Here is an 18226-nt window from a genome sequence, read left to right as displayed (position 1 = left end):
GTGAATTCACAGGTCGCGCGTGCTGTTGCCCGGTCAACCTTTTGTCAGGATGGGCAAACACCCCGACGACTGGAGGTAGCGATGACCGACAAGAAGCCCTTCGACGCGGACCGACGCTCGGTTCTTCGCGGTATGAGCATCGTGGCTGCAGCCGGCGGCCTGGCCGCGTGCAGCAAGGAGGACCAGGAGGCGGCGAAGTCCACCGCGTCCGATCTCGGCGCGAAGGCGAGTTCCGGCGCCGGAGAGGTTTCGCAGAGCGCGTCCTCGGTCGTCGCCGACGCAGCGGTGATCCCGAATTCGCAGGTGCCGGTCGGCTCCGGATTCGTCGACAAGGCGAAGTTGGTCGTCGTCAGTCAGCCGACCGAAGGCCAGTTCAAGGCGTTCAGCAACATCTGCACGCACCAGAAGTGCCCGATGACCAAGATCGACGGTGACCAGATCAAATGCGCCTGCCACGGCAGCGCCTTCTCCCTGGCCGACGGCTCGGTGAAGAACGGTCCGGCCGAGAAGCCGTTGGACGAGAAGAAGGTCAGTGTGGAGGGCGACGACCTCAAGGTGACCTGAGACCTCCTTGTTCGGCAGACCACCCCACCGACGCGCAGACGCCTCGGTGGGGTGGTCTGCGATGTCGGTGGCCCTCCTTAGAGTGGATACGTGGCCAACCCCTCCTCCTACCGACCGAAACCGGGCGACATCCCGATCGACCCGGGTGTCTACCGCTTCCGCGACAAGGACGGACGGGTCATCTACGTCGGCAAGGCGAAGTCTCTGCGTAGCAGGCTGTCCTCCTATTTCCAGGACATCACCGCTCTTCACCCGCGCACCCGGACGATGGTCACCACCGGCGCATCGGTCGAGTGGACGGTCGTCCGCAACGAGGTCGAGGCCCTGCAACTGGAGTACTCCTGGATCAAGGAGTTCGACCCGCGGTTCAACGTCAAGTACCGCGACGACAAGTCCTACCCCTATCTCGCGGTGACGATGGGCGAGGAGTTCCCGCGTGCTCAGGTGATGCGCGGCGCCAAACGCAAGGGCACTCGCTACTTCGGTCCGTACGCCCACGCCTGGGCGATCCGGGAGACCCTCGACCAGCTGCTGCGGGTCTTTCCGATCCGCACCTGCAGCAGCGGTGTGTTCAAGCGGGCCGGCCAGGTGGGTCGTCCGTGCCTGCTGGGTTACATCGAGAAGTGCTCGGCGCCGTGTGTCGGCGACGTCAGCGCCGAAGAACACCGGGAGATCGCGGAAGAGTTCTGCGACTTCATGGACGGCAACACCACGCGCTTCGTCAAACGCCTCGAGCAACAGATGAACCAGGCGTCCGCCGACCTCGACTACGAGACCGCCGCGCGGCGCCGCGACGACATCATGGCGTTGCGAAAGTCGTTGGAGCACAGCGCGGTTGTGCTCGGCGACTCCACCGACACCGACGTCTTCGGCATGGCCGACGACGACCTCGAAGCAGCCGTCCAGGTCTTCCACGTGCGTGGTGGTCGCGTCCGCGGCCAGCGCGGCTGGGTCGTCGACAAGGAGGCCGAGGGCGATGTGGGGCTCGCGGACGTCGTCGAGCGCCTGCTGCAGCAGGTGTACGGCGAGGAGAGCGGCCAAGGTCTTCCGCGCGAGGTGCTCGTGCCGGTGTTGCCGACCGACGCCGACGCGATGAGCGAATGGCTCACCGAACGACGCGGCGCGCAGGTCTCCCTGCGGGTGCCGCAGCGTGGCGACAAGAAGACGCTGATGGAGACGGTCACCCGCAACGCCACCCAATCGCTGGCCAGGCACAAGGTCGCGCGCGCCGGCGATCTCACCGCGCGCAGCAAGGCGCTGGAGGAGTTGCAGGAGTACCTCGATCTCGGTCAGGCGCCGCTGCGCATCGAGTGTTACGACATCAGCCACGTCCAGGGCACGAACGTCGTCGCCGGCATGGTCGTGTTCGAGGACGGTCTGCCGCGAAAGGGGGAGTACCGCAAGTTCCTGGTGCGCGGCACGCCCACCGAGTCCGGCGAACTCCGCCTCGACGACACCGCCGCCATGGACGAGGTGCTCACCCGCCGCTTCAAGCGTTACCTGTCCGATCGGCAGGATGCCGGCGACGTCGAGCTCGGTGACGTGGACGACGAGGAAATGACCTCCGGTCCGATCGACGAGATGACCGGCAGACCGCGACGGTTCGCCTACCCGCCCCAACTCGTGGTCGTCGACGGCGGAAAGCCGCAGGTGACCGCGGCCGTCCGCGCCCTGCGCGCCCTCGGCATCGACGACATCCCGGTGGTCGGGTTGGCCAAACGACTGGAGGAGGTCTGGGTCGAAGGCGATGACTTCCCGGTCATCCTGCCGCGCACCAGCGAGGGTCTCTACCTGCTGCAACGGGTCCGCGACGAGGCTCACCGGTTCGCGATCAGCTTCCATCGGCAACGCCGCAGCAAGTCGATGACCGTCTCCGCGCTCGATGAGATTCCCGGGCTCGGTGAAGTGAAACGCAAGGCGCTGCTGAAGAAGTTCGGGTCGGTGAAGAAGATCCGTGCGGCCACCACCGCCGAGATCGAACAGGTTGAGGGGATCGGTCCTCGACTTGCGGAGGCAATCTCCTCCCGTCTGCGCCAAGATGAGAGTGCGCCGTCGGTCAACGTGACCACGGGCGAAGTCCTGGACTAGGAGCAGTAGGAACGCATGCCTGACTCGACCGCACCCACGGCCGACCACGACGACGTCGGCGAGAGACCTGCCGACAAGAACGAGTTCCTGATTCTCACCGGCATGAGCGGCGCAGGACGCACCTCCGCGGCGAACGTCCTGGAGGACGCCGGCTGGTACGTCATCGACAACCTCCCGCCGCAGATGCTGTCCGCGATGGCCGAGCTCCTGGCCGGCGGTCAGGCCCGCAAGCCGGCCAAGCTGGCGGCCGTGGTCGACATCCGAGCCCGCACCTTCTTCACCGATTTCCGAGACGGGCTCGACCGGCTGCGCGACGGCGGATGGCGTCCGACGGTGATCTTCCTCGACGCGACCGACGAGGCGCTCGTGCGCCGCTTCGAGTCGGTACGCCGTCCCCACCCGTTGCAAGGGGAGGGACGTCTGCTCGACGGCATCCAGTCCGAGCGTGAGGCGCTAGGGGAGTTGCGCGCCACCTCCGATGTTCTGATCGACACCAGCGGCCTCAACGTGCACCAGCTGACTGCGAAGGTGAAGCAGTTCCTCGGTCCGGACGGCACCGAGGTCAGGATGCGCGTGGCCGTCCTGTCGTTCGGGTTCAAGTACGGCATCCCGCTGGATGCCGACATCGTCCTGGACATGCGCTTCCTGCCCAACCCGTTCTGGAACCCCGACCTGCGGCCGTTCACCGGTCAGGACGCGGTCGTCTCCGACTTCGTGCTGTCCCAGCCGGGTGCCGCCGAGTTCCTCGACCGCGCGGAGGCGATGCTCGAGCCGATGCTGCAGGGCTACCTGCGAGAGGGACGCAGCTATGTGACGATCGCGTTCGGCTGCACCGGCGGAAAACACCGTTCGGTCGCGATGGCCGAGGCGTTGCGCGGCCGGTTGGACGACGTCCCCGGGCTGCGTGCCGTGGTGGTGCACCGCGATCTGGGGCGCGAGTGAGCGGCCGCCCCAGGGTCGCCGCACTCGGCGGGGGCCACGGCCTGTCGGCTTCGCTGCAGGCGCTGCAACTGGTCACCGACCGGATCACCGCGATCGTGACGGTCGCCGACAACGGTGGCTCGAGCGGACGCTTGCGCGAGGAGTTCGACATCCTTCCGCCCGGTGACCTGCGCATGGCACTCACTGCCTTGTGTGACTCCACCGAGTGGGGCCTGCAGTGGCGGGACGCGTTGCAACACCGGTTCGCCGGCGACGGTCCGCTCGGCGGGCATGCCCTCGGCAACCTGATCATCGCCTCGCTGTGGGATTTGCGCGGCGACCCGGTCTCCGGTCTCGATTTCGTCGGTCGCCTGCTGGGAGCGCGTGGCCGCGTGCTGCCGATGTCGACCGAGCCCCTCGAGATCCGCGCGATGGTGCAGGGCGCCGAGCCGGGTTCGGACGAGGTCACCGAGGTCGTCGGTCAGGTGCAGGTCGCCACGACACCGGGACGCGTTCAGTCGATCCGGCTGTTGCCCGACCCCCCGCTGGCGTGCCGCGAGTCGCTCGACGCCGTTCATGACGCGGACTGGGTGGTGCTCGGTCCGGGCTCCTGGTTCACCTCTGTGATGCCGCACCTCGCGGTGCCCGATCTGCGCGAGGCGCTGGTACAGACCCGCGCCCGCCGGTTGCTGACCCTCAACGTCGTCAACAGTGGTGAGACCGAGGGCTTCACCGCCGCCAACCACCTCGAGGTGATGGTCGCTCACGCCCCCGAACTGCACTTCGACGCCGTGCTCGCCGACGCCGAGGCGGTGGTGGGTCAGGAAGACCTCCTACGCCGCGCGGCCGAGTCCGTCGGGGCGGAACTGATCCTCAAATCGGTTGCCAACCGTGACCACTCGAGCACACACGACGTACTGTTGCTCGCTGCTGCCTATCGAGACATCCTCGGTTGACCTTGCCGACGGACCTGAATCGAACCTGAGGGACGCTGCCCAGTTCGGCCACGAGCCGGTCTGGACAGCGGTGAGAGGATTGCCGCCATGGCGATGACATCCGCGGTCAAGGACGAACTGAGCCGGTTGCCGGTCACGAAGACCTGCTGCCGCAAGGCGGAGGTCTCCGCGATCCTGCGTTTCGCGGGAGGTCTGCACATCGTCGGTGGTCGCATCGTCATCGAGGCGGAGCTCGACACCGCGAATGCCGCCCGCCGGTTGCGCCGCGACATCGCCGACCTCTACGGGCAGGTGCCCGACGTCGTCGTGATGAGCGCCGGCGGCATCCGGCGCACCAGCCGCTACGTGGTCCGGGTCAGCCATGACGGTGAGGCCCTGGCCCGCCAGACTGGGCTCATCGACAACCGGGGCCGCCCCGTTCGGGGCCTGCCGCCGCGCGTGGTCAACGGCGCGATCTGCGACGCCGAGGCGGCGTGGCGCGGGGCGTTCCTGGCTCACGGTTCGCTTACCGAACCCGGACGCTCGTCGGCGCTCGAGGTCACCTGCCCTGGGCCGGAGGCCGCGCTGGCGCTCGTCGGGGCCGCTCGCCGGCTGGGTATCGCCAGCAAGGCACGCGAGGTTCGCGGCGTCGACCGCGTGGTGATCCGCGACGGCGACGCGATCAGCCAACTTCTGACCCGCCTGGGCGCGCACGACTGTGTGCTGTCCTGGGAGGAGCGCCGGATGCGCCGCGAGGTGCGCGCGACCGCCAACCGCCTGGCCAACTTCGACGATGCCAACCTGCGTCGCTCGGCGCGTGCCGCGGTCGCCGCCGGGGCACGGGTGGAGCGGGCGCTGGAGATCCTCGGCGACGAGGTGCCCGAACATCTCGCACATGCGGGCCGACTGCGGCTGGAGCACAAGCAGGCCAGTCTCGAGGAGTTGGGCCAACTGTCCCAGCCCACGATGACCAAGGACGCCGTCGCCGGACGCATCCGCCGTCTGCTGGCCATGGCCGACAAGAAGGCCGAGGAGATGGGCATCGAGGGCACCGAGGCCGGCTTGACCCCGGACATGCTCGACGGCGAGTGAGTGCGTCTCACGACTCGTTCCGCCTGCTGATTTCCGGTGCGGCCTGATTGCAGTTACTTCCCGGTCATCCCATAGGGTCGAAGGTGACACCTCGTGAGGTTCTCGCAGCACTGGATCCTCTCGGGGGAGCCCGTCCGTAAGTTCGGATACCGCCTCCCAGAAAGGGATGTTTCACTGTGACCGTCCGCGTAGGAATCAATGGCTTCGGCCGCATCGGCCGCAACTTCTTCCGGGCCGTGGTGGCCTCGGGTGCTGACGTCGAGGTGGTGGCCGTCAACGACCTCACCGATAACAAGACGCTCGCCCACCTGCTCAAGTACGACTCGATCCTCGGACGCTTCGACGGCGAGGTGACCTACGACGACGAGTCGATCACCGCCGATGGCAAGAAGATCCGTGCCTTCGCCGAGAAGGACCCGGCCAACCTGCCGTGGAAGGACCTCGGAGTCGACGTCGTCGTCGAGTCCACCGGCTTCTTCACCGACGCCGAGAAGGCCAAGGCGCACCTGGACGCAGGCGCCAAGAAGGTCATCATCTCCGCCCCGGCGAAGAACGAGGACATCACGATCGTGATGGGTGTGAACGACGACAAGTACGACCCGAAGTCGCACAACATCATCAGCAACGCCTCCTGCACCACCAACTGCCTGGCGCCGATGGCGAAGGCCCTGAACGACTCGATCGGTATCGAGAAGGGCCTGATGACCACCATCCACGCCTACACCCAGGACCAGAACCTGCAGGACGGCCCGCACAAGGACCTGCGCCGCAGCCGCGCGGCAGCCCTGAACATGGTGCCGACCACCACCGGTGCGGCCAAGGCCGTCGCCCTGGTGCTGCCGGAACTGAAGGGCAAGCTGGACGGTTACGCGATGCGCGTGCCGACCCCGACCGGCTCGGCCACCGACCTCACCTTCGAGGCTTCCAAGGAGGTCACCGTCGAGGAGGTCAACGCTGCGGTGAAGAAGGCCGCCGAGGAAGGCCCGCTCAAGGGTTACCTGGTCTACACCGAGGACGAGATCGTCTCCAAGGACATCGAGACCGACCCGGCGTCCTGCATCTTCGACGCCGGCCTGACCAAGGTCACCGGCAACATGGTCAAGGTCGTCGGTTGGTACGACAACGAGTGGGGCTACTCCAACCGCCTCGTCGACCTCGTCGAGCTCGTCGGCAAGGACCTCTGAGACTATGCGCACGATCGATGACCTGGGCGACCTCTCGGGCAAGAAGGTGCTGCTGCGCAGCGACCTCAACGTCCCGCTGGACGGCAAGAAGATCGGCGACGACGGACGCATCCGCGCCTCGGTCCCGACGATCAAGAAGCTGACCGAGCAGGGCGCTCAGGTCATCGTGTGCGCGCACCTCGGCCGCCCGAAGGGCGAGCCGGAGGACAAGTACTCGCTCGCACCCGTCGCCGAGCGCCTCGCCGAATTGCTCGGCAGCTCCGTCGAATTCGCCACCGACACGGTGGGGGAGTCGGCGAAGGAGAAGGTTGACGCGATGAAGGACGGCGACGTCGTCCTGCTGGAGAACCTGCGCTTCAATGCGGGTGAGACCAGCAAGAACGAGGCTGAGCGCGGCAAGTTCGCCGACGAACTCGCTTGCCTCGCAGACGTTTTCGTAAGCGATGGGTTCGGTGTGGTGCACCGCAAGCAGGCGTCCGTCTACGACGTGGCGCAGAAGCTGCCGCACGGCGCCGGCGACCTGGTGCAGGACGAGGTGAAGGTGCTCGAGCGTCTCACCAAGGACCCCGAGAAGCCGTACGCGGTCGTGCTCGGTGGCGCCAAGGTCAGCGACAAGCTCGGCGTGATCGACAACCTGCTCAAAACCGCCGACATGCTCGTCATCGGTGGTGGCATGGTCTTCACCTTCCTCGCGGCCCAGGGTCACGAGGTCGGCAAGAGTCTGCTGGAGAAGGACCAGATCGACACCGTGAAGGGCTACCTGGAGCAGGCGGAGAAGGACGGCGTCGAGATCGTGCTGCCCACCGACGTCGTCGCGGCCACCGAGTTCTCGGCGGACGCCGACCACGAGGTCGTCGCTGCTGACGCGATCCCGTCCGACCGGATGGGGCTGGACATCGGACCGGAGTCGGCGAAGGTCTTCGCCGAGAAGGTGAAGTCGGCCAAGACGGTCTTCTGGAACGGCCCGATGGGCGCGTTCGAGATGGAGCCGTACGCGGCCGGCACCAAGGAGCTCGCGGGCGCGCTCGTGGAGGCGACCAAGAACGGCGCGCTCACCGTCGTCGGTGGCGGCGACTCTGCGGCTGCCGTCCGTCAGCTCGGTTTCGAGGACTCCGACTTCACGCACATCTCCACCGGTGGTGGCGCGAGCCTGGAGTACCTCGAGGGCAAGGAACTGCCCGGCCTGTCCGTGCTCGAAAGCTGAGAAACCCGAACCAAAACGCCTGAGGCGGTGGGCGATTCGATCGTCCGCCGCCTCATGCTTCTACCGAAGGAATCGAAGTGGCAGATACCCGCACTCCGCTCATCGCCGGCAACTGGAAGATGAACCTCGACCACCAGCAGGGCACCGTGCTGGTGCAGAAGCTGGATTGGACGCTGCGCGACGGCAAGCACAACTACGAGGAGGTCGAGGTCGCGATCATCCCGCCGTTCACCGACCTGCGCTCGGTGCAGACGCTGATCGACGGCGACAAGCTCAAGCTGAAGCTCGGGGCACAGGATCTCAGCCCGCACGACGAAGGCGCCTACACCGGCGACATCGCCGGGGTGTTCCTGAAGAAGCTCAGCTGCACCTACGTGGTCGTGGGCCACTCCGAGCGTCGTGAGTACCACGACGAGACCGACGAGGTCGTGGCAGCAAAGGTGAAGGCTGCCTACAAGAACGATCTGACCCCGATCCTGTGCGTCGGCGAGAAGCTCGAGACCCGCAAGGCCGGCGAGCAGGTCGAGTTCGTTCTCGGGCAGGTGCGTGCCGCCCTCGACGGGCTGGCCGCGACGTCCGCCCAGTCGATCGTCATCGCCTACGAACCCGTATGGGCGATCGGCACCGGCGAGGTCGCGACCCCGGCCGACGCCCAGGAGGTCTGCTCGGCGATCCGTGGTGAGCTGGCGAAGCTGTACGACCAGAAGCTGGCCGACGGCGTCCGCGTCCTTTACGGCGGCTCGGTGAAATCGGGCAATGTCGCCTCGATCATGGCGGAGGCCGATGTCGACGGTGCGCTCGTCGGCGGCGCAAGCACCGACCCGGTCGAGTTCGCCACCATCTGCCGGTACAAGCAGCACCACGGCGGCGGCAACTGAGCACCGTTGGCTTGCGGTAACGCGTACGCCGACCCGGCCATCACGGCGGGTCGGCGTACGGCTGCTCGGAGCGGCCTGGTCCATGCCGTAAAGTTGGACGGGTTGTCGCCGTTCGGCGACTGCCGAATGTTCCCGACGAAGGTGAGTTCCCGACGTGGATGCGGTGCGGATCGCGTTGCAGGCAGTGGTCGTGCTCAGCAGCCTGTTCCTGGTGCTGTTGATCCTCATGCACAAGGGCAAGGGCGGTGGCCTGTCCGACATGTTCGGCGGCGGTGTCAGCAGCAACCTCGGCGGCTCCTCGGTCGCCGAGAAGAACCTCAATCGCCTCACGGTGATCGCCGGTCTGACCTGGATCACGGCGATCGTCGGGCTGGGGCTCGTCGCGCGCTTCAGCGCCTAAGCACCAGAAGGAGAACGATCGTGGCAGGTGGAAACGCAATCCGGGGTAGCCGAGTCGGCGCCGGACCCATGGGCGAAGCGGAGCGCGGCGAGTCCGCACCCCGAGTCGTCATCTCGTACTGGTGCTTCAACGGGCACGAGACCAAGCCGAGCTTCGCGCAGGAGCCGGGCATGGTCGTGCCGGAGCAGTGGGACTGCCCGCGCTGCGGTTTTCCGGCCGGTCAGGACCAAGAGAACCCTCCTTCTCCGCCGAAGGCCGAGCCGTACAAGACGCACCTGGCCTACGTGAAGGAGCGTCGTAGCGACGCCGAAGGGGCCGTCATCCTGGACGAGGCGCTGGAGACCTTGCGCAACCGCGGTCTGATCAAGTAGCTCGAACGAGGTTGCCGCCCGAACCACGGTTCGGGCGGCCCCGTCGTTTCCGGGGCCTCTCATGACCGGTTGCAGCGCCGGCGCACCTACTCGACCACCGGGATCAGCTTTGCTCGACCTTCGAGGCTGCTGCGGTGTCGAGCCACCAGGTCGTGCTCACCTGGCCGCCGACGACGGAGGCCGGGCACTCCACCGGGTCGCTGGAACTGAAGGCAGTCGCGACGGCGTCCGCCTTGTCTTCGCCGGCCACCATGAGCCAGACCTCGCGCGCCTCCGCGAGCGCGGGGAAAGTGAGGCTGAGGCGAGTGGGCGGCGGCTTCGGGGCATCCTGCACCGCAACGACCGTGACCCGGTCCACCAACTGGTCGCGGTGGCCGGGGAACAAGGACGCGACGTGACCGTCCGGCCCGACACCGAGCATCAGGACGTCGAAGGTCGGCATCTGAGGCTTCTCCGGCAGACCGACCGCAGTCACGTCGGTGAACACCGCCAGCTCCTGAGCGTATGCCTCGGCTCCCGCGGCAGCGTCACCGTCGTCGCTCGAGGGCATGCGGTGCACGTTGTTCGCCGGGACGCCCAGCTTCTTCAGACCCGCGTCGTCCGCCTGCTTGTCGTTGCGGTCATCGTCGCCGGCGGGCACGAAACGTTCGTCGCCCCACCAGATGTGCACGCGCGTCCAGTCGCGCTCGTCGTCGGCCCGGGCGACCCAGGCCTTCATGAGTGCCTCACCCATCGACCCGCCGGTCAGCGCGATGTGCGCGTTCCGTCCGCGTTGCAGTGCCGCGTCGACCGCCTGCTCGAGGGCTTCGGCGACCGCTGCTGCCAGTTCGTTCTTGTCGGGACGAATCTCGATCGTGCGGTCGCTCACGGCGCTCCTCGTTGTGCGTGCGGGGGAGAGGGTTACGTGCTCTTGCTCGATGATGTCTGCTTCGCCGCCGGAGTTGTTCTCATCAGCCCGATGTTCTGCAGCGCGAGTCGGTAGACCTCGTCCTTGTCCAGGTGCCGCAGTTCCTCGCTGAGCGCCTGGGCCGTGGTCGGCCGGGGCAACGGGAACGGACGCGGTTGGTGACCCGGTTGGGTGAGCGTCGCCTGGTCGTCGCTCGCGCGTTCCAACACGATCGGTCCACTCTCACGCTCCATCCGGACGCTGACCAACCCGCGACCGGCCGCAGCAGACACCCGTCGGACCGGGCAACGCAACCGGACGGCGAGCCACGCACCGAGCAGGTCGGCACTGGCTGAGTCGGACGCACCCGTCACCGTCACCGAATCGACCGATTCGAACGGAGGGTGGTCCAATGCCGTCGCGAGCAGCGCCCGCCACCTGGTCGTGCGCGACCACGCCATGTCGGTGTCACCGGGTGTGTAGTTCTCGGCTCGACGGGCCAATGCCCGACGTGGGTTCTTGTCCAAGGACACATCGGTGATCCGTCGTCCGGCCAGCGAGCCGACGGACGAGCCGGCCAGGTCGGTCTCCCCGGCACCCGGCCACCACGCGACGACCGCCGAGTCGGGCAGCAGGAGCGGAGTGACGATGCTGCCGCCGTGTCGAGCGAGTTCGCCGTGCATCCGCATCACCACAAGCTCGCTGACACCGGCCTCGCCGCCGACGCGCACCTGCGCGTCCAGCCGGCTGGCGGCGCGACGGTGTCCGCGGACCAGAGCGAGGATGCGGCTCGGGTGCTCCCTGCTGGCCTCCGCGGCGGCGTCGATCGCGGCGTCCGCGTGGGCCTCGTCGGTGACGACGATGAGCGTCATCACCCGACCGAGAGTCACCGCACCGACCTGCGAACGCAGCCTGAGGAGTTGCTTGGAGATGTCGCGGGTGTTGCAGCTGGGCAGGTCGACGATCACGGGATCCTCCAGGAGCGGCCGTCGAGTTTCATCATCGTGTCGGCCGTCGTCGGTCCCCACGTACCGGCCTCGTACGGTGCGGGCTTGCCATGCCGTTCCCAGTACCGCTCCACCGGGTCGAGGATCTGCCAGGACAGGTCGACCTCCTCGTGTCGCGGGAACAGCGGCGGGTCACCGAGCAGGACGTCGAGGATGAGTCGTTCGTAAGCCTCGGGGCTCGACTCGGTGAACGCGGTGCCGTAGCCGAAGTCCATCGTGACGTCGCGCAGTTCCATCGAGCCCGCGCCGGGCACCTTCGACCCGAAGCGGATGGTGACGCCCTCGTCGGGCTGCACACGGATGACGATCGCGTTCTGGCCCAGTTCCTCGGTCGAGTTGTCATTGAAGGGTAGGTGCGGGGCACGCTTGAACACGACGGCGATCTCGGTCACCCGCTTGCCGAGTCGCTTGCCGGCGCGCAGATAGAACGGCACGCCCGCCCAGCGGCGGGTGGCCAGTTCGAGCTTCATCGCGGCGTACGTCTCGGTTGTGGAACTTTTCGCGATGCCGTCCTCGTCGAGATAGCCGATGACCTTCTCCGAGCCCTGCCAGCCCGCGGTGTACTGACCCCGCGCGGTGTGCTTGCCGATGTCGGCGGGCAGCTTCACCGCGGCGAGGATCTTCTCCTTCTCGGTGCGAAGAGCCTTGGCGGAGAACGAGTTCGGCTGCTCCATCGCGGTGATTGCGAGCAACTGCAGCAGGTGGTTCTGGATCACGTCGCGGGCGGCGCCGATGCCGTCGTAGTAGCCGGCGCGACCTCCGATGCCGATGTCCTCGGCCATCGTGATCTGTACGTGGTCGACGTAGTTGCCGTTCCAGACCGGTTCGAACAACTGGTTGGCGAAGCGCAGCGCCAGGATGTTCTGGACGGTCTCCTTGCCCAGGTAGTGGTCGATCCGGAAAACAGAGTCGGTGGGGAAGACCGCACCCACGATCTCGTTCAGCTTCCGGGCGCTTTCGCGGTCGTGACCGAACGGCTTCTCGATGACCACGCGACGCCAGGTGTCCGGCTTGGGCGTCGACAGGCCGCAGCGTTCGAGTTGCTGGCAGACGGTGCCGAACGCGGCCGGTGGGATCGACAGGTAGAACGCGTGGTTGCCGCCCGTACCGCGCTCCTGGTCGAGTTCCTCCACGGTGCGGGCCAACTTGTCGAAGGCTTCGTCGTCGTCGAAGGCACCGGGCACGAATCGCAGGCCCTTCGACAGGTCACGCCAGACGTCCTCGGAGAAGCCCGTGCGGGCGCCCTGCTTGACCGCGTCCTTGACGATGCGTCCGAAGTCCTGGTCCTCCCAGTCACGCCGGGCGAAGCCGACGAGGGAGAAGCTGGGGGACAGCAGACCGCGGTTGTAGAGGTCGTAGATCGAGGGCAGCAGCTTCTTGCGGGCGAGGTCTCCGGTGACACCGAACATCACCAGACTGCACGGACCCGCGATGCGCGGGAGGCGGCGGTCGGCCGCCTCCCGCAACGGGTTGATCCCGCGTGCGACGCGAGCAGTGGTCACGAGCCGCCCTGCGAACCCGCGTGCGAACTCGTCGCGGTGCGGATCGCCTGAGTGAGATCGCTCATGCCCTGCTCGGTGTCGGTGAGGTGCACACGCAGCACCGGACGTCCCTTGTCGGCCAACACCTTGGCGTCGCCGGCGGCCTGCGCTGCGACGAAGTCACCGAAGGTGAAGTCGCGGCCGGGCACCGACAGATCCTCGCGGGGCTCGGTGGTGATCTGCAGGTACACACCGAACTCCGGTCCGCCCTTGTGGTACTGCCCGGTGGAGTGCAGGAAGCGCGGGCCCCAGCCGAACGTGACCGGACGGTGCAACGAACGGACGAACAGTTGCCGGACGTCGGCCAGCGACCGGTCGGCGATGCGGTCGAGGTAGGCCATGATCGCCAGGTAGCCGTCCTTCGGCACCTCGCGCAACAAGGCTGCGATCGCGTCCGCTGCCGTCGAAGCGCTGCCCAGGAAGTCGCCCGAAGCGCGCACCTCGATGGAACCGTCGGTGAACGCCGGGTCGTCCACCGCACCGGTGCCCGACTCGAGCATCGAGCGGGCCGCTTCCTTCGCCGATTCCACATCGGGCTGGTCGAACGGGTTGATGCCGAGCAACCGCCCGGCGACCGCCGTGGCGACCTCCCACAACAGGAACGTGGCGCCGAGCGTGCCCGAGACGGCGACGGCGTCGCCGCTCAGCGTGCCGGGGTCACCGGAGGTGAGGTGGACTACCAACTCGTCGTCCGTCTGCCCGTCGGTGTCGACCGATGCCTGACCGGCGACCACCGGAAGCAGACCCTTGCCCTGCTTGCCGGTGCTCTCGGCGATCAACTGCTCGACCCAGTCGCCGAACCCGACGGCTTCGGTACCGGCATCGACGAAGACCAGCTTGTCGCGCAACGGCTGCGTGCCACCGATCGCGGCGCCCAGACGTAGGCCCGGGTTCGAGTCGTCGTCGGCACCCAATCGCTCTGTAACAGAAGCAGCTTCGTCCAGCAGTGTTGAGATGTCGGCACCGGCCAGACCGCTCGGCACCAGTCCGAACGCGGTGAGAGCCGAGTAGCGACCTCCGACGTCCGGGTCGGCGTTGAACACCCGGTAGCCGTCCTTGCGGGACTGCTCGTCGAGCGGGCTGCCCGGGTCGGTGACCACGACGATGCGTTCGGTCGGGTCGATGCCCGCCTTCTCGAACGCGTCGACGAACGCCCGGCGCTGGGAGTCGGTCTCGACCGTGCCGCCCGACTTCGACGACACGACGACGACGGTCTGGTCGAGCTGCTCCTGGACGGACGCGCGCACCATGTCCGGCTGCGAACTGTCCAGAACGGTGATCGGCACCCCGGCCGTTGCGCAGATGACCTCGGGAGCCAGCGACGATCCGCCCATGCCGCACAGCACGACTCGACTGACGCCCTTGTCTTGCAGCGACTTTCGCAGGTCCTCGATCTCGGCGACCAGCGGACGCGAGGACTCGGCGAGCCCTACCCAGGCCAGTCGCTTGGCCGATTCGCTCTCGGCGTCCTTGCCCCAGAGCGTCGCGTCCTGCGCGAACAGGCGGCTCGCGACATTGTCCTGGACGAGTTCGGGCAGGTGCCGTTCGATCGCGTCGGCGGCAGCGCCCACCGGCAGCACCTCGAGGTTGCTCATTTGGCGGCCGCCTTGTCGAGCTCGCCCTTCACCGAGTCGAGCAGCTCGCCCCAGGAGCCCTCGAACTTGCTGACGCCTTCGTCCTCGAGCACCTTCACGACGTCGTTGTAGTCGACGCCCACGGCGTCGAGCTGGGCGAGCACTTCGCGGGCACCGTCGTAGCCACCGGTCACCTGGTCGCCCGCGACCTCACCGTGGTCGGCGAGCGCGTCGAGCGTCTTGGGCGGCATCGTGTTGACCGTGTCGGCGACGGCGAGGTCGACGACGTACATGGTGTCCTTGTACTCCGGGTTCTTCACACCGGTCGAGGCCCACAACGGGCGCTGGACGTGGGCGCCGTCGTCGGCGAGCGACTGCCAACGCGGGGTCGAGAAGACCTCTTCGAAGGCCTGGTAGGCCAGCCGGGCGTTCGCCACACCGGCCTTGCCCTTGAGCGCCTTGGCCTCGTCCGTACCGATCTCGTCGAGGCGCTTGTCGATCTCGGAGTCGACGCGGCTGACGAAGAAGGACGCGACCGAACGGATCTTGGACAGGTCGTGTCCGTTCTTGTCGGCCTGCTCCAGACCCTCGAGATAGGCGTTCATGACTGCGCGGTAGCGATCGAGGGAGAAGATCAACGTCACGTTGACGCTGATGCCCTCGGCCAGAACGGCGGTGATGGCCGGCAGGCCTGCCTGCGTCGCAGGGATCTTGATCATCGCGTTCGGGCGGTCGACGCTCTTCCAGAGTTTCTTCGCGCTCTCGATGGTGCCGTCGGTGTCCTTGGCCAGTCGCGGGTCGACCTCGATCGACACGCGTCCGTCCTTGCCGTCGGTGCTGTCGTAGACCGACATCAACTGGTCGCACGCGTTGCGGACGTCGTCGGTGGTGATCAGGAAGACCGCCTCGTCGACATCTGCTCCGTCGGCAGCGAGCAGTTTCACCTGCTCGTCGTAGGCAGCGCCGTCCGACAGTGCGGTGGCGAAGATCGTCGGGTTGGTGGTGACGCCGACGACGTTCTTCTCCTCGACCAGCTTGGCCAGCTCGTCCTGCTCGAGCATCGTGCGGTTCAGGTCGTCCAGCCAGATCGAGACTCCGACCTCGGACAGTGCCTCGGTGTTGCTGTTGGTCATGTCATTCCTCTCGGGAATCAGCTGTATGTGCTTGTGACGGAACGAAGTTCAGGCGGCGCTCAGTGCCGCTTCGACAGCGGCCAGACGGGCACCTCGACGTCGACCCCGGGGACAGCGTCACCGCTCGTGGCGTCCTTGATCGACTCCTGCGCCGCCGAGACGACGTGGTCGGGAGTGATGCCGAAGTTCTTCAGCACCAGTGCGCCGTCGGCGGACGAACCGAAGTGCTCGATCGACACGCAGCGGCCGGCATCGCCGACGTAGCGGTGCCAGGGCATCGAGATCCCGGCCTCGACGCTGACGCGCGCCTTGACGGACGGCGGAAGCACCTGGTCGCGGTAGCTCTTCGGCTGCTTCTCGAACCATTCGAGGCAAGGAGCGGAGACGACTCGGGCAGCAACGCCCTTGCCCTCCAACGCCTTTCGCGCCTGGATGGCCACGGACACCTCGGAGCCGGTGGCAATGAGGATCACGTCCGGCGTGCCGTCGGTGTCGGCCAGCACGTACGCACCCTTGGCGACGTTGTCGGCAGACGCGTACTCGCTACGGTCGAGCGTCGGCAGCGCCTGACGCGACAGCGCCAGACCGGCGGGGTGGTCGGTGGTCTCCAGGATCGTGCGCCATGCGACGGCGGTCTCGTTGGCGTCGGCCGGGCGGACGACGTCCAGCATCGGGATCGCGCGCAACGCGGCGAGGTGCTCGATCGGCTGGTGGGTCGGACCGTCTTCGCCCAGACCGACGGAGTCGTGGGTCCAGACGAACGTGACCGGGATGTTCTGCAGGGCAGCCAGGCGCACCGCCGGACGCATGTAGTCGGAGAACACCAGGAAGGTGCCGCCGTACGGACGGGTCAATCCTTCGAGGGCGATTCCGTTGAGTGCCAGGCCCATTGCGAATTCACGAACACCGAAGTGCAGTGTGCGTCCGTACGGGTTGCCCTTCCACTCCTCGGTCTGCCGATCGGCCGGGATGAACGAGGGCTGGCCGCCCATCGTGGTGTTGTTCGACTCGGCGAGGTCGGCCGAACCGCCCCACAGCTCCGGCATGATGTCGGCCAGCGCGGTGAGGATCTTGCCGGACGCCGCACGGGTGGCGATGCCCTTCTCGTCGGCCTCGAAGGTGGGGAACGCCTTCTCGAAACCTTCGGGCAGCTTGCGGTCGACCAGGCGGTCGAGCAACGTTGCGTTGTCCGGGTTGGCCTTGCGCCAGGCTTCGTACTTGGCGTCCCAATCGGCGCGCGCCTTCTTGCCGCGCTGCACGACACCGCGGGCGTGGTCGATCACGGCGTCGCTGACCTCGAAGGTCTTGCGGCCGTCGAAGCCGAGCAGCTTCTTCAGACCGGTGACCTCTTCGTCGCCGAGTGCCGAACCGTGCGACTTGCCCGTGCCCTGCTTGGTGGGCGATGGCCAGGCGATGACCGTGCGCAGAATGATCAGGCTCGGCTTGTCGGCCTGCGTCTTGGCCTTCAGCAAAGCGGCGTAGAGGGCGTCGACGTCCTCGACGTATCCGGGGTCGGTGGTGCCGTGCTGCTTGCGCCACGGGACCTCGATGACCTCCCAGCCGTAGGACTCGTAACGGCCCTTGACGTCTTCGGTGAAGGAGACGTCGGTGTCGTCCTCGATGGAGATCTGGTTCTGGTCGTAGATCGCGATCAGGTTGCCGAGCTTCTGGGTGCCGGCGAGCGAGCTGGCCTCGCCGCTGACGCCCTCCATCAGGCAGCCGTCACCGGCGACGACGTAGATGTGGTGGTCGAACGGGCTCTCGCCCTGCGGTGCGTCGGGGTCGAGCAGACCGCGCTGACGGCGCTGGGCCATCGCCATGCCGACCGCTGAAGCGAAGCCCGAGCCGAGCGGACCGGTCGTGATCTCGACACCGGTGGTATGCGTGGTTTCCGGGTGGCCGGGCGTCGCCGACTCCCAGGTGCGCAGTGCCTCCAGGTCGGACAGCTGCATGCCGTAGCCGCTGAAGTAGAGCTGGATGTACTGGGTCAGGCTGGAGTGTCCGGCCGACAGCACAAACCGGTCCCGACCCAACCAGTGCGGGTCGGACGGGTCGTGGGTCATCACGTTCTGGTAGAGCAGGTACGCCGCCGGCGCGAGGCTGATCGCGGTGCCGGGGTGACCGTTGCCGGTCTTCTGCACCGCGTCGGCCGCGAGGAGGCGCGCGGTGTCGACTGCGCGGACGTCGAGGTCGGTCCAGCCGACCGCGTCGGCCTTCGGCAGGGTCAGGCTGTCGTCTCGACCGGCGATGGGGGAGGCGTCCGTGGTCACGTGTGAGGGCTCCTTCGAAACGGAGGTTTGGGTTCGTGTTCGAGCCTAGACCTGACGCACGCGTCGGTGTCGGCTGCGTGCGGGTCGACTGGGGCGCCGTGGGATGGCGAGTCTCACTCGCGTCGGTCGCCGGCACATCGGGTGAGCGTTCGGGCGGCCGGAACCGAAGGGATAGACT

16 protein-coding genes are annotated in these 18226 nt (G+C 67.2%); 10 read left to right on the top strand and 6 right to left on the bottom strand.

Annotation, left to right across the window (positions count from 1 at the left end; all coding sequences use genetic code 11):
* The first annotated feature begins 81 nt into the window (after positions 1-81).
* The 10 genes from FB459_RS11850 to FB459_RS11805 all read left to right on the top strand — a co-directional run bounded on the left by FB459_RS11850 (position 82) and on the right by FB459_RS11805 (position 9637).
* Positions 82-564, top strand: a complete 483-nt coding sequence (locus FB459_RS11850) for a Rieske (2Fe-2S) protein (RefSeq protein WP_211345185.1) — start codon at positions 82-84, stop codon at positions 562-564.
* A 90-nt stretch (positions 565-654) separates the two neighbouring features.
* Positions 655-2652, top strand: a complete 1998-nt coding sequence (gene uvrC / locus FB459_RS11845) for an excinuclease ABC subunit UvrC (protein WP_129625100.1) — start codon at positions 655-657, stop codon at positions 2650-2652.
* Between the two features lie 15 nt (positions 2653-2667).
* Positions 2668-3594 carry an RNase adapter RapZ gene (gene rapZ / locus FB459_RS11840; protein WP_141928655.1) on the top strand — a complete coding sequence of 309 codons (927 nt, stop codon included), beginning with the start codon at positions 2668-2670 and terminating at the stop codon, positions 3592-3594.
* Positions 3591-4529, top strand: a complete 939-nt coding sequence (locus FB459_RS11835; protein WP_129625102.1) for a gluconeogenesis factor YvcK family protein — start codon at positions 3591-3593, stop codon at positions 4527-4529. The genes rapZ and FB459_RS11835 overlap by 4 nt, the downstream gene beginning before the upstream one ends.
* Positions 4530-4616: 87 nt before the next feature.
* Positions 4617-5600: a DNA-binding protein WhiA gene (gene whiA / locus FB459_RS11830; protein ID WP_129625103.1), complete on the top strand. Its 984-nt coding sequence runs from the start codon at positions 4617-4619 to the stop codon at positions 5598-5600.
* Positions 5601-5776: 176 nt separating this feature from the next.
* Positions 5777-6784 carry a type I glyceraldehyde-3-phosphate dehydrogenase gene (gap, locus tag FB459_RS11825; RefSeq protein WP_141928654.1) on the top strand — a complete coding sequence of 336 codons (1008 nt, stop codon included), beginning with the start codon at positions 5777-5779 and terminating at the stop codon, positions 6782-6784.
* Positions 6785-6788: 4 nt separating this feature from the next.
* Positions 6789-7988, top strand: a complete 1200-nt coding sequence (locus tag FB459_RS11820; RefSeq protein ID WP_141928653.1) for a phosphoglycerate kinase — start codon at positions 6789-6791, stop codon at positions 7986-7988.
* 77 nt (positions 7989-8065) lie between these two features.
* On the top strand, positions 8066-8866 hold the full coding sequence (gene tpiA / locus FB459_RS11815) for a triose-phosphate isomerase (RefSeq protein ID WP_141928652.1): 801 nt from the start codon (positions 8066-8068) through the stop codon (positions 8864-8866).
* 154 nt (positions 8867-9020) lie between these two features.
* Complete coding sequence (gene secG / locus FB459_RS11810; protein ID WP_129625107.1) at positions 9021-9266, top strand: preprotein translocase subunit SecG; 246 nt, start codon at positions 9021-9023, stop codon at positions 9264-9266.
* A 20-nt stretch (positions 9267-9286) separates the two neighbouring features.
* Positions 9287-9637: an RNA polymerase-binding protein RbpA gene (locus FB459_RS11805; protein WP_141928651.1), complete on the top strand. Its 351-nt coding sequence runs from the start codon at positions 9287-9289 to the stop codon at positions 9635-9637.
* A gap of 103 nt (positions 9638-9740) precedes the next feature.
* Here the strand turns inward: FB459_RS11805 and pgl are convergent, their stop codons facing one another.
* The 6 genes from pgl to tkt are packed head-to-tail and all read right to left on the bottom strand — an operon-like array spanning position 9741 to position 18048.
* Positions 9741-10505: a 6-phosphogluconolactonase gene (pgl, locus tag FB459_RS11800; protein WP_141928650.1), complete on the bottom strand. Its 765-nt coding sequence runs from the start codon at positions 10503-10505 to the stop codon at positions 9741-9743.
* Positions 10506-10537: 32 nt separating this feature from the next.
* The gene (locus FB459_RS11795; protein WP_141928649.1) at positions 10538-11491 is read right to left on the bottom strand and encodes a glucose-6-phosphate dehydrogenase assembly protein OpcA; all 954 of its coding nucleotides are present in this window, start codon (positions 11489-11491) and stop codon (positions 10538-10540) included.
* On the bottom strand, positions 11488-13032 hold the full coding sequence (gene zwf, locus FB459_RS11790; protein ID WP_141928648.1) for a glucose-6-phosphate dehydrogenase: 1545 nt from the start codon (positions 13030-13032) through the stop codon (positions 11488-11490). The genes FB459_RS11795 and zwf overlap by 4 nt, the downstream gene beginning before the upstream one ends.
* Positions 13029-14666, bottom strand: coding sequence for a glucose-6-phosphate isomerase (locus tag FB459_RS11785; protein ID WP_141928647.1), 1638 nt, complete (start codon positions 14664-14666; stop codon positions 13029-13031). Before FB459_RS11785 ends, zwf begins: the two co-directional genes overlap by 4 nt.
* On the bottom strand, positions 14663-15778 hold the full coding sequence (tal, locus tag FB459_RS11780; RefSeq protein ID WP_141928646.1) for a transaldolase: 1116 nt from the start codon (positions 15776-15778) through the stop codon (positions 14663-14665). The genes FB459_RS11785 and tal overlap by 4 nt, the downstream gene beginning before the upstream one ends.
* A 59-nt stretch (positions 15779-15837) precedes the next feature.
* Positions 15838-18048: a transketolase gene (gene tkt / locus FB459_RS11775; RefSeq protein WP_141928645.1), complete on the bottom strand. Its 2211-nt coding sequence runs from the start codon at positions 18046-18048 to the stop codon at positions 15838-15840.
* Between the last annotated feature and the right edge of the window lie 178 nt (positions 18049-18226).

Source organism: Yimella lutea (assembly GCF_006715095.1).
Classification (GTDB): Bacteria; Actinomycetota; Actinomycetes; order Actinomycetales; family Dermatophilaceae; genus Yimella; species Yimella lutea.
This window is presented reverse-complemented; position numbering and strand designations above follow the sequence as displayed.

What these genes read in the sequence shown, in the direction of transcription:
- FB459_RS11850 (WP_211345185.1), top strand. Translation starts at nt 82, where the DNA reads ATGACCGACAAGAAGCCCTTCGACGCGGACCGACGCTCGGTTCTTCGC.
- rapZ (WP_141928655.1), top strand. Translation starts at nt 2,668, where the DNA reads ATGCCTGACTCGACCGCACCCACGGCCGACCACGACGACGTCGGCGAG.
- whiA (WP_129625103.1), top strand. Translation starts at nt 4,617, where the DNA reads ATGGCGATGACATCCGCGGTCAAGGACGAACTGAGCCGGTTGCCGGTC.
- FB459_RS11820 (WP_141928653.1), top strand. Translation starts at nt 6,789, where the DNA reads ATGCGCACGATCGATGACCTGGGCGACCTCTCGGGCAAGAAGGTGCTG.
- FB459_RS11785 (WP_141928647.1), bottom strand. Translation starts at nt 14,666, where the DNA reads ATGAGCAACCTCGAGGTGCTGCCGGTGGGCGCTGCCGCCGACGCGATC.
- tal (WP_141928646.1), bottom strand. Translation starts at nt 15,778, where the DNA reads ATGACCAACAGCAACACCGAGGCACTGTCCGAGGTCGGAGTCTCGATC.